The 11,916-nt window shown below is 45.0% G+C and carries 6 protein-coding genes; 3 read left to right on the top strand and 3 right to left on the bottom strand.

Going from position 1 to position 11,916, the window contains the following annotated elements; translation table 11 throughout:
- Positions 1 to 14: 14 nt before the first annotated feature.
- Positions 15 to 1,661, bottom strand: a complete 1,647-nt coding sequence (locus tag K5R16_RS03910; protein WP_220736233.1) for a M28 family metallopeptidase — start codon at positions 1,659 to 1,661, stop codon at positions 15 to 17.
- A gap of 554 nt (positions 1,662 to 2,215) precedes the next feature.
- Between K5R16_RS03910 and K5R16_RS03905 the strand changes: the two genes are divergently transcribed.
- A complete protein-coding gene (locus K5R16_RS03905; RefSeq protein ID WP_220736232.1) occupies positions 2,216 to 4,357 on the top strand; it encodes a TonB-dependent receptor in 2,142 nt (713 codons plus the stop codon).
- A 69-nt stretch (positions 4,358 to 4,426) separates the two neighbouring features.
- Here K5R16_RS03905 and K5R16_RS03900 read toward each other — a convergent pair whose 3' ends face one another.
- Both K5R16_RS03900 and K5R16_RS03895 read right to left on the bottom strand, forming a co-directional pair.
- Complete coding sequence (locus K5R16_RS03900; RefSeq protein WP_220736231.1) at positions 4,427 to 7,246, bottom strand: FAD-binding and (Fe-S)-binding domain-containing protein; 2,820 nt, start codon at positions 7,244 to 7,246, stop codon at positions 4,427 to 4,429.
- A 78-nt stretch (positions 7,247 to 7,324) separates the two neighbouring features.
- Complete coding sequence (locus K5R16_RS03895) at positions 7,325 to 8,968, bottom strand: L-lactate permease (RefSeq protein ID WP_220736230.1); 1,644 nt, start codon at positions 8,966 to 8,968, stop codon at positions 7,325 to 7,327.
- Between the two features lie 722 nt (positions 8,969 to 9,690).
- Here K5R16_RS03895 and K5R16_RS03890 point away from each other — a divergent pair.
- Together K5R16_RS03890 and K5R16_RS03885 are read left to right on the top strand one after the other, a co-directional pair.
- The gene (locus K5R16_RS03890; RefSeq protein ID WP_220736229.1) at positions 9,691 to 11,091 is read left to right on the top strand and encodes a cache domain-containing protein; all 1,401 of its coding nucleotides are present in this window, start codon (positions 9,691 to 9,693) and stop codon (positions 11,089 to 11,091) included.
- Complete coding sequence (locus tag K5R16_RS03885; RefSeq protein ID WP_220736228.1) at positions 11,088 to 11,708, top strand: response regulator transcription factor; 621 nt, start codon at positions 11,088 to 11,090, stop codon at positions 11,706 to 11,708. Before K5R16_RS03890 ends, K5R16_RS03885 begins: the two co-directional genes overlap by 4 nt.
- Positions 11,709 to 11,916 lie beyond the last annotated feature (208 nt).

The following is an 11,916-nucleotide window of genomic DNA, read 5'->3' as shown; positions in this document are numbered from 1 at the left end:
GTACGAAAGCGAGCTTAGTTGTTATCGGTTTTGGCGGGTCTTAATGAGTGAAATTCAGTGCCGCTGAAATAACCCGGCCAGTCACTATTATTACCCAATGCCGTTGCGGCATCATAGTAGACAGCTAGGTCTTCTAACGCTCCGCTTAGGTCCCAATTTTCTCGATATTCATCACATACGCTGTGGTAACACCCTTTCATCTGTTGTTTCATCATTGCTTTATATTCAGCAGTCGCTTGATCAACGGGGATGCTTCCGCCTCCTGCAAATACTGCGGGTACACCGTATTTAGCGAAACTAAAATGATCTGAACGGAAAAAGCCGCCTGATTCGGGGTACTTCTCACTCTTGGCGGTACGGTTTTGAGACTCGACTGCGGCGATTAAGTAATTTTCTAGTTCCGACTTACCTTTACCCACAATCGTGTAGTCGGTGGTACGGCCATAAATATTGGTACTATCCAAATTGAATACTGCCACAGTTTTGTCTAATGGATATATTGGGTTAGATGCATAGAAACGCGAGCCGAGTAAGCCTTGTTCCTCTCCTGTCGTTGCAACAAAGGTGACAGAACGGGCAAGGGGATTGCCATTTTTAGCTTGCTTGGCAAATTGGCGAGCGATTTCTAAAATACCAGCAGTACCTGATGCGTTATCAAGTGCGCCGTTATAGATCTGATCGCCATCCTTACTTGGATCTAGACCAATATGATCCCAGTGGGCGGTGAAGAGAATGTGCTCATCACTGCGACTCTCTCCAGGTAGGGTCGCAATTACGTTATAACTATTGGCATATTGCGCTTTATTTTCGAATGCAATGGAAGCCGTTTGATTCAGTGGAATGTTAATCGCACTGCTTGCTGCGCGGTCAGATATGGTGCTTAGTGACAGACCTGCTTTATCAAAGAGCTTAGTGGCTACATCAAGAGTCATCCAACCTTCAACTTCTATCCATTTCGCTTGCTCATCTTTACTACGAACAAGATCTTGCTGGGCACCGGTCCAGCTGTTCTCGACAACAGACCAAGGGTACGAAGCCGGTTCGGTATCGTGAATGATGATTGCGCCTAGGGCACCTTGACGACTCGCTTCTTCAAACTTGTAGCTCCAGCGACCGTAATAGGTCATTGCTTTGCCATTAAACTTTCCTGATTCAGGTAGAGCGAAGCCGGGATCGTTCACCAGTATTACCGCTATTTTTCCGCTCATGTCGAGATCTTGGTAATCGTTCCACTGATACTCGGGTGCGTTGATGCCGTATCCGACAAACACTAGCGGTGCATTAGCAATATCAACTTTACTCACATCATGACGACTACCAATCACCACATCTTGACGATGTTGTAATTGCATGTCACCTAGCTGAATAGATTGCTGTTCTGAAGCGGTATAGGTCACCATAGGTACGGCTTGTAGGTAATCTTTACCATTTGGCTTATCTAAGCCCATCTCAGCAAAAGCTTTACTAAGGTAATCCAATGTTAGTTGTTCGCCCTTAGTTGTAGGGGCGCGGCCTTCAAATTCATCTGACGCAAGGGTTTTAATATCTAAGCGAAATCGAGATTCATCAAAGGTGACTTTCTCTGGTGTAACAACATCTGTCGTATGTTGGCTACAAGCACTGAGTAGAGCAAGTGCACAGACTGGAAGCAAAGTGCGCATCAATATGTCCTGTTATTGTTGTTTTAGACTTTTGTGTTGAGATTTTGTTGTTCTATAGGTGGCAATAATGGCGGAAAGGCGCCTATGTTGACAAGAGTTAGCGGTTGAAGAAAGTGTTACTCGATATTGCATCTTGTATCGAAAACGCGCCAGCCTATAGTGAAAATAGCGATGTTTTAGAGTAATCATTCAGACTTAGAGGGTTTTAAAGCGAAATACATCAGCTTTTGATTTATTTCGCTATTTTGTCATTTTTTATAAAGTTGAGCTTTGATCTCTTAAAACAGCATCTCGTAGCGATATTTCTGTAATATCAGTCAAAATGTTTAATATATAAGCGCATTCTTTCATCGGCAAGGTTGGTTTGTTGAGTTTGTAAAACTCGACCTTTATTGCTCAAGTGCATTAATCCGTTCTAGGCTGTGTATTAACTGCTTTTCGCCCATTCTAGTGTTTACTCAGTCAATCATACATTTGTAAATTTTAAGTAACCACATTGCTTTTATTATTCACATGTAAATAATAGTCGTTCTCATTAACGTATGGACAGACTAGTGAAATTAAGTATTTTAGGATTGGCAGTATTGAGTTCGTTGGCAGCAGCATCTACTCAAGCAAAAGAAAATACATTAGCTACGCAAGAAGCAGAAGGGATGGAGCGGATATTGGTAACGGCTTCACCATTCGCGCAAAAACTTAGCGATACCCCAAATTCAGTTTTTATCGTGTCGGAAGCTGATCTCGATCTGCAGCGCGTGGTAGCACGAAACCTTTCTGAGATGATCTCAAACTTAGTCCCTGGCTTTTCACCTAGTACCGAAACCATGTCGACGTTCGGTCAGAACTTTCGTGGTGGTAAAGCGATAGTGATGATTGATGGTGTGCTAATTTCAACCACGCTGCGAGCGGGTGGACGCGATCTGCAATCCATATCTGTTGATGTGATTGAGAGTATTGAAGTGATTAAAGGTGCTAGCGCCATGTACGGTAACGGTGAGGCCGGCGCAATTATTAATGTTATTACCAAAAAGCCAACGCTAGATTTTGAAATGCAAACTCGTGTTGGAGTGGAAGCTTTTACCGATGAGTTGTCCGATGCCGGTTATAGCATTTCACAAAGCTTTTCAGGCACTACAGATTCAGATTTGGGCATGCTGCTCAACTTATCAGCCAAAGATCGTGGCAACCTGTATGACGCAGACGGCAACCAATTACCTGGTGCGCCCAATAGTCAGGGCGGCATGGGTGATGCAGATGAGTACGACGTGTTATTCAAACTAGAACAAGAATTCGATGATAGCCGTTTAGCTTTACTTGCGCATCACTACAACATTGAAAATAAATTGCATTATAAGCGCAGTGTCAATGATGAAAATGGTTTAGTGGCAATCGACAAAGACAGCCCCTACGACGGTCCTAATCCAACGACTAAACTCAGCACTGTACAGCTAACGTACGATCAGGACGATTTTCTCGGCCAGCAACTGAATGTGTCGACTTACTACAGCAAAGTGAATGTGGGTTATGAGTCTGGATCTGAAATTGTATCCAAACGCAGTGGTTTTAAAGCGGCTATGCAGTGGAGTATCAATGAGAGAAGTCGTATTGCCTATGGTTTTGAATATGGCAAAGATAATACGGAGCAGGGCAGAGAACGCGATGTAATCACTGGGACTGATGTTGCTGGCACCGCCCAAACACAAGCGCAGTATGTCTGCTCAATATGTGACTTAACCGAGACGAAACTGAGCCCATTTGCACAATATTGGAACCAAATTACTGACGATTTAACGTTACAGGTTGGTTTACGGTACGAGAACTTTGAAATTGAAGTGCCTGACTATCAGCGATACAGAAAAGGCCAATTAACAGCTAAACAAGGTGACACCTTAAAGTACGATAAGCCGTTGGTTAATTTGGGGCTAGTGTACAATATTGCCGAAAGTACCGACATTTTTGCTAGCTTCTCTCAAGGCTACTCCCATGCCGATATGCGTATGCTACGTGATATGCCTGTCGATAGCGTTACAGAGTTCTCTGATGCGATTCCTGCTACCCAGACCAATTACTATGAAACTGGATTGCGTTACTCTGGTGAAAGTTTGCAGGGGAGTTTGTCTTTCTTCTACTCAGACATTACCGACGGTTATGCCTATGACTACAACGTCGAGGCTGAGGTGACTAAACGAGTGGCCGCAGTGGTAGTGGCTGATGAAGAGATCTGGGGCTTTGAAGCGACGCTTGACTATCAAGTTAACGCCGCATTCAAGCTTGGTACTTCGGTATCAATGTCCGAAGGAAAGCGCACAAACAGCGAAACGAATGTCGATTACTGGATGAACGGCACTCGAATTACCCCGATTAAAGCTTCTATCTATGGTGATTACCGCTTCAACGATATTGCAGCGCTGCGTTTACAAGCTAATTATGTCGGCGATAGGGATAAAAATAGCCCAGAAAGTGAAGCTGGCTATAGTTACTATGAATCCCCCTATGACGGTTACACCTTAGTTGATCTTGTCAGCACCTTTGATACAGATTTCGGTTTATTTACTTTTGGTATCGATAATCTATTGAATGAAGATTATCAGCCGTTAGTGTCGCAAATGAACAAAGAGGTGGTTTGGGAAGTATATCGTAACCAGTTCTCAGGTTACGGTCGTCGTTTAGCAGTGGAATACACGATTAATTACTAGCGGTTGGCTTTTCTAGGCATAAAAAAGGGGCTGAATTAGCCCCTTTTTTGTCGCTATTTTTAATGGTGCTTAGCCACGGCTGCACTCTTCGAGCAGATAAGCTAAATGGCGGTAAGGGATGCCACTATGTTCAGTTAGACCCACTTCACACATACGGTTAGCGTAATAACCCTCACTGACATCAACAGGGATAAGCTTCTTAATATTGCGCAACGCACTGGCGTTGATCTCTGGTTTATAAAGACCTTTCTCACCTGCGTAACCACAACATTCGATACCAGCAGGACGAATGACTTGATTACAACAAGCATCGGCAATCGCGGTCATTATAGGTTCAACTTTCATGGTCCTTGCACTGCAGCCAAGGTGCAACGCTGTATGAGATTTCTTCTTAATGGTCAGCTTTGGCAATAATTTATCGTGCATAAACTGAACCAGATCCACTATCTCTACTTTTTCAGTTAGTGTTGGATCACCCGCTAACGTGCGCTTAGTACATGACAATGCATCAACGATAACGGGTAACTTTCCACCTTGTGTCATTGCTGACACTGCTTGGATCAGTTCAAGGCGTTTTGCATCGGCATTTTTAAAGTCTCCCTTTGACTCCCACATTTGACCACAGCACAGATCGCGGGTCTTAGGTGGTGTTATCACGTTATAGCCAGCACGCTCCAGCAGTGTGACTACAACTTCTGGCAGTGGTCGCTTATCGGTATCGACAGGTGTCGGTCCGAAAGTACGTCCGCCACACGCAGGGAAGTAAACCACGGTTTCCTGACCCGGAATTGGCGTTGATACTTTAGGTAGCTTGCCGCCTTTAGGGAAAGAAGGGTTCCAATAAGGCACTTCGCTGCTGAGCAGTCGGCCTGCTTTCATCATAGTTCCGGTGATACCGTTGCCGGTGATTTTATGGATCACACCCAGCATATCAAAACCAGCACTGATCACACCATTGACGGCGCCAAAGTTATTGGCCTGAAAATCAAGAAACTTTTGCTGACCGCTACTGATGGTTGGGGTTCTTAATTTACGTACAAGCTGGCCCATTTTATTATCGACAGGACAGGCAATAGTACACAGCTGACAAGCGGCGCAAGTGTCGATAACATCGTACTTCGCAGCGGCGCGCATGCTATCGGCCGCAAGGTGATCGCCAATTTGCTCCAAACGAGCAATTTCCCGCAAAGTTGCAATACGTTGACGAGGAGTCAGGTTGAGTGCCGATGTGGGGCAGGTCTTTTCACAGAAACCACACTCTAAACATTTATCAACAAAGTCATCGACCACTGGGCAAGGTTTGATGTTTTTAACGTGGATTTTAGGATCATCGTTTAAGATAACCCCTGGGTTTAATATGCCCTGAGGATCAAACAGTTGTTTGATACTTTTCATTAGCTCATAAGCATCTTGACCCCACTCCATCTCAACATAAGGTGCGACGGCGCGGCCTGTACCGTGTTCGGCTTTCATTGAGCCGTCGTACTTATTGATCACCATATCGGCGATTTCATCCATAAAGGCATGGAAATTCGCGATATCATCCTTGGTAGAGAAGGTCGGCGTGATGATGAAGTGGAAGTTACCGGCTAATGCATGACCATAGATGCAACCTTCAGGGTAGCCAAATTTGTGCATTAATGCGGTAATGTCATGGGCTGCGCCAGCTAAGTGTTCAAGCTCGAATGCCACATCTTCGATAATAACTGAGGTACCTTTAGGGCGCTCTCCCGCTACGATAGGGAATAAGCCTTTACGCATTGCCCAGTATTCGCCATACACAGCTGCATCGTCGGTAAAGCTAATCGGACGCAGAAAATCAAACCCTTGCAGCTTGGCGATGACATCTTTGGTGTAGCTATCTAAGGTATCGGCGTCATCGGCACGAGATTCAATCAATAGGATAGCCGATAGCGGTGGCAGTTCCGATAGCCAATCTGGCATACCCGGTTTACCGGTAACGGCTTTAATTGATGGCCAGTCAAGTAGCTCTGCTGCAGCGACACTTTCGCCATTGATGAGCGGAATGGCGCGAGATGCGTCTTCCATATTGTGGAACACGGCTAGCGCTGACGCCTTAAATTTGGCTTCATTGACTGTGTGATAGGTGACTTCATTGATGAAGGCCAATGTGCCTTCCATACCGACCATTAGGTGATTGATGATATCAAACGGATCGCTAAAATCGACTAGGGCATTGATGCCGTAACCAGTGGTGTTTTTGATGGAGAATTTCTTACGAATTTTTTCAGACAGTGCTAAATTGTGACGAGTTTTATGTGCCAACTCGTGCACTTGCTCAAGCATTTGTCCATGAGATTTGGCAAAAGCGACTTTAGATTTTTTACAACCGGTGTCAAGCTCTGTGCCATCGGCGAATAGTAACTTGGTCGAAGCGATGGTCTGGTAGCTGTTTTGTGCGGTGCCGCAGCACATTCCAGAGGCGTTGTTAGCCACAATACCACCGATCATGGCTGAGGCAATGGTGGCTGGATCGGGACCAATTTTACGGTTAAGCGGCGCTAATACTGCGTTAGCGTCGGAACCTATGACGGCAGAACCAAGGGTGATCTGTCTAGCGTCTTCGCTCACTTCAATCTTTCTAAAGCCATCATGGCCCAAGATAAGTAATATTCCTTCACCTAAGGCTTGGCCGGCCAAGCTGGTGCCTGCTGCGCGGAAAGTTACTGGTGCATTATGCTCGCGGGCAACGACTAGAGTACGCTTTACTTGTTCCATGTCTTCGGCATGAACAACAACTTCGGGAACAATTCTAAAGTAGCTAGCATCGGTTGACCAAGCGAAGCGACGAACATACTCATCTGTGACAGGCTTTTCACCTAATTGCTTGCGTAAATCACTAATTACAGCTTTATAATTTATCGACATGGACATATCTCTTTGCTCATTATTATTAAGCTCAATCAGAGCCGAAATATACGGCTCTGATTGATCGGGTATCACGGTCTAGAAGCCACCCCAAAGGAAGGCGATAGTGCCCGCGGTCATGGCGTAGGCCAAGGCTACCGGCATAGTTTTACGAATAATTTCTGATTCTCTTCCTGCCATACCAACAACGGTCGCAGCGGCAACAACGTTCATCACACACATCATGTTACCGGCGTTGGCGCCAATGCCTTGAAGTGCCAGTACCATTGCTTGGTTCATGCCAATGCTGTCGGCTACGCTGTACTGCAAGCCTGAGAACATCATGTTAGAGAACGTGGCGCTGCCAGAGAGGAAGGCTCCGAAAATACCCACAATAGGGGCAACCCAAGACCATACTGCCCCCATGCTGCTAGCCAAGGTATCTGCAAGTGCAACCGGCATAGAAGCTAGTCCAGAACTGTTGGTTCCCGAGTTCAAAAAGATCTTTACCATAGGCACAGAAGCGCCTAGTGAAATAATGGTCGGGATCATAGAGCTGCACGATACTGTGATTGATTCCTTGATGGCTTTTTTATTCATTTTGAACAGGAAGAAACCTAAGATACACACTGCGACGAAAAAGGCGCCGGGTGCATACAGGGTCTTGAATCCAGCTCCAAGCTCTGTGCCTAGCAGGCCGGTCCATTTGATGTTAAAGCTCAGTAACCATGATTTTAGCGGGGCAATAACGCGCGATAGCACTAACAAAGCGGCCATGATGATGTAAGGAGTCCATGCTGCAATTTGCGAGAACTTAGCAGTAGAAGCCACTTTAGCTTCTTTCTGACCGTCATTTTCAGCAAAATCGTTCCACGGTGTTTTAGGCAGCATAATGCCTTTCTTGGCCACGGGAATAACAATTGCCATACCTATAAGCGCACCGATAACCGACGGGAACTCAGGACCAGCAACGAAATTAATGATCCAAGCTGGAACCGTAAATGCGAATCCGGCAAAAAGCGCAAACTTCCAAATGGCAAAACCTTCGGCAAATGACTTATTACGACCGAAAAAGCCAGTCAATAGAGACACCATGACAAGCGGGATGAGCGTACCTGTCACTAGGTCGATGGTGATCATGTGCATGGCAATAAACTGGGCATAGTCGGCAAAGCTGCCACCATGTTGAGCAATCTGTTCCGCAGCCATATTAACGCCGCCAGAAGTTAAGCCCTGCTCCATACCAAATAACACGGGTAGGCCAATTGCACCGAACGATACTGAGGCAGAGTCCGCAATCAAGGCTACAACTGCTGCGGCAATTGGAGGGATCCCCAATAACACCAGTAAAGGCGCACCGATGGCTGCAGGTGTACCAAAGCCTGCACTACCTTCAATGAATGAGCCAAATAACCAACAGATAATGATGACCTGTACACGGGCATCGGCACTGATATTGGTGAAACCTGCACGAATGGTATCCATCGCGCCTGAATACTTCAGTGTATTAAGCAGGAATACTGCACCAAAGATAATGCTTAAAGGTGTCAGTGCTGCAAGCAAGCCTTCAACTACGGACGCTGCTAGGAAGGTGGTATCCATTTGCCAGACAAACACGGCGGCAAGGCCAGTTAGAACTGCTGAAATGGGCATTGCCCGTGATGCGGGCATTTTCAGCAATACTAAAAATAGCATTACGCTGATCACCGGCGTTAGACTCGCGAGTAGTTGGATAAAGTTCATGAGGGCCTCTTATTACCTTTTTTGTATTTAGAGTTATTTAGAGTATTTACAAGCTAATAGTGGATCGGTTGACTCGTTGGTTACTGCTGTTCGCTTAAAGCAAACCGCGAGGTCTGGTGTATGACAAACCGAGCTGTCTATTTCCAACTAATGGTATGGCTTTATAGGGGATTTTTTTATCGGTGTTTGCACCTAATACAACTAAGGGTTTACACGTAGATAAGGCAATTTATTCACGCCAAGATTAGCGGTTATTCAGCTTGAAAATCATTTAACATACATTTATCCATTTAAATACAATTGCTTACGGTTCAATCATTAATGATGATGTTGTTGTTCTGTCGCGGTGGTTTTTGCTGGTTAGCGACATGATATAGATCAACTTTGTAACGATTAACCACGAACAGTGTTAACACTGACAGCCAAAGTACAATCAAATAGTTGGCAAATGACACTAAAATAACGGTTAAAACTGAACGTAATCATTGGTTGTAAGCGTAAAGCGGCATTTGCTTTGCGTTTGCTAATGAATCCAATCACATATTCCAATGTTGATGATAGATTTGGTCGCTTGCAGTATGATTCTCAAGATAAGTTATCTGCCTTTCCTTTGATCTGGCTCCGATACTGGTGGATATTTACTGTGATTTTTGCGTTGATTAACTGTTAACATTATCCGGTTTATGGGGGCTATCCCTAATATAGCGGAGTATTAATCAGCGATGAACATTAATCATAAGTTACAGCTTATCACCGTACTTCCACTCATTTTATCTCTGATGCTGGTGTTGTTTGTGACTCAAATGCAGTATCGGGAACTCTCTCAGCAAGTGGTTGACGTATACCGGCAGAGTATTATCGATCACCGCAAAGAAGAACTGAAAAATTATTTGGCGATTGCCAATGTCGCTATTAAGCACCTCCATAAAAATAACAACGATGATAAACAAGATGTTGAGCAAGAAGTTAAATCTATGCTGGCCGAGATGCGTTTTGGAAAAAATGGTTACTTCTTTGCATATGATCTTAATGGTAAAAGTCTGGTGTTGCCCGACCAAGAATGGCGTGTAGGTAAAAACTGGCTAGACTTGGCCGATGACAACGGGGTTCACTTTATTCAAGAGTTAATCTCAGGCGCTAGGAAAGGCGGCGGCTATCTCACCTACTTATTCAATCAGCCTTCTAATGATGGTCAGCTGGGACAGAAAATGGCCTATGCCGAAGTGTTAGGCCAGTGGCAATGGATGTTTGGTACAGGCGTTTATATTGATGATATTAATGAAGAAGCGGCATTATTGAGCACCTCTATCAGTAGTCATATTCGTTACACTTCGCTAATGACGCTGACGATAGGTACTTTAGCGGTAAGTGCAGTGTTTATCGGCGGTATTTTTATGCGTGTTGGTGAGAAACGTCTCGCAAATGCTAAGCTTAGAACACTCAACGAACGGATTTACCAAACTCAGGAAGAGGAGTGTAAACGCGTTTCCAGAGAACTGCATGATGGGGTGAGTCAAACCATCGCAGCGGCGCTCTTTTCCATGGAAACGGCGCAATTAAAACAGGAATATGGCGACGATTCTGCCAAGGAACTGGAAAAGTCGATAACATTGACGCGGCAGATTATGCTTGAAATTCGTAATATATCGCATCAGTTACATCCGGCCATTCTCGAGGACTATGGACTCGGCGCAGCGTTAATTGAGTTGGGTAGAGAATTTACCCTGCGCACTGGTATTGAGGTTAAAGTGCAGCGATTATCAGTCCGTAAAATATTGTCGACTGAACTTAGCTGTGCGCTTTATCGGATTGTACAAGAGTCGCTGACCAACATTGAGCGACATTCGGAGGCGAAGAATGTGTTGATTTCACTGGCACTGACTCCAGGATGGCTGACCTTGGAGATCCACGATGATGGTAAAGGATTTAACTATGAGTGTTTTGAGAGAAAATCGACTCCGTTTGAAGGAATAGGCTTAAGGAATATGAACGAAAGAGTGAAATTCTATAATGGTGAACTCAAGGTAGATTCAACAATTGGAAAAGGAGTGAAGCTGGTGGCCCGTATTCCTCAAAGCGAGTTACGTTATCGAGCCGATAGTGCCACTGGAGGACTGCTATGATCCGTGTACTTCTGGTGGACGATCATCCCTTGTTTCGTGAAGGGCTGCGTTATCGTCTAAGCCTAGACAGCGATATTGAGGTATTAGCCGAAGCCGACAATGGCCAGCAGGCATTGGAAATCCTCAACAAAATGCCGGTTGATCTGGTGTTGACGGATATTAATATGCCACAAATGGATGGCATGTACCTGCTTGAGCTAATTAAAGAGCAGGAGATGTCATGCAAAGTGGTGATGTTGAGTATGCATGACAACAAAGAATATATCATGGCGACCATGCGCTACGGTGCCGATGGTTATATTCTCAAAGATGTGCCCGGTAAAGAACTGATTGAGGCCATAAAAAAAGTCGCCGCTGGTAAGCGCTATTTCAGTGCCGATGTCATCGATACTTTGTCGCAGGAGCTTGCCAGTGGCAAGCAAGTCCTAGTGACTCAGCGGGAGCAGTTGGTGCTAAGGTTGATATCGCTGGGGATGAACAATAAACGTATTGCACAGGAGATGGATGTGAGTGTGCGAACGGTTGAGACCCACAAGCGTAATATTAAGCAGAAACTGATGATAGACAGTACGGCAGGCTTGGTGCGCTACGCGATCGATCATGGTTTGGATCGTTAATAATTATTAGCGATATTTTTATATAGCTGCAGTAATTAAAAACACCCGAAGTAGGGTTAAGCTTCGGGTGAAACATCATAGACTTGCCTCGTTAAGGGCATACTAGTTGTTTTTTCTTAATATGTATGGTCAAAGCGACAAAGCCATTTATGCCTCTCAATGGCTTTTTACTGCAGCTTGACTTGGAAAAGACCTATGTCCGCTCGTT

This window comes from Shewanella sp. c952 (assembly GCF_019654975.1).
GTDB lineage: Bacteria > Pseudomonadota > Gammaproteobacteria > Enterobacterales > Shewanellaceae > Shewanella.
Note: the sequence above shows the minus strand (reverse complement) of the source record. Positions and strands in the feature narration are given on the sequence as shown.

Bases quoted from the DNA above. Each gene is read 5' to 3' on its own strand.
- K5R16_RS03910 (WP_220736233.1), bottom strand. From the start codon at position 1,661: ATGCGCACTTTGCTTCCAGTCTGTGCACTTGCTCTACTCAGTGCTTGT.
- K5R16_RS03900 (WP_220736231.1), bottom strand. From the start codon at position 7,246: ATGTCGATAAATTATAAAGCTGTAATTAGTGATTTACGCAAGCAATTA.
- K5R16_RS03895 (WP_220736230.1), bottom strand. From the start codon at position 8,968: ATGAACTTTATCCAACTACTCGCGAGTCTAACGCCGGTGATCAGCGTA.
- K5R16_RS03890 (WP_220736229.1), top strand. From the start codon at position 9,691: ATGAACATTAATCATAAGTTACAGCTTATCACCGTACTTCCACTCATT.
- K5R16_RS03885 (WP_220736228.1), top strand. From the start codon at position 11,088: ATGATCCGTGTACTTCTGGTGGACGATCATCCCTTGTTTCGTGAAGGG.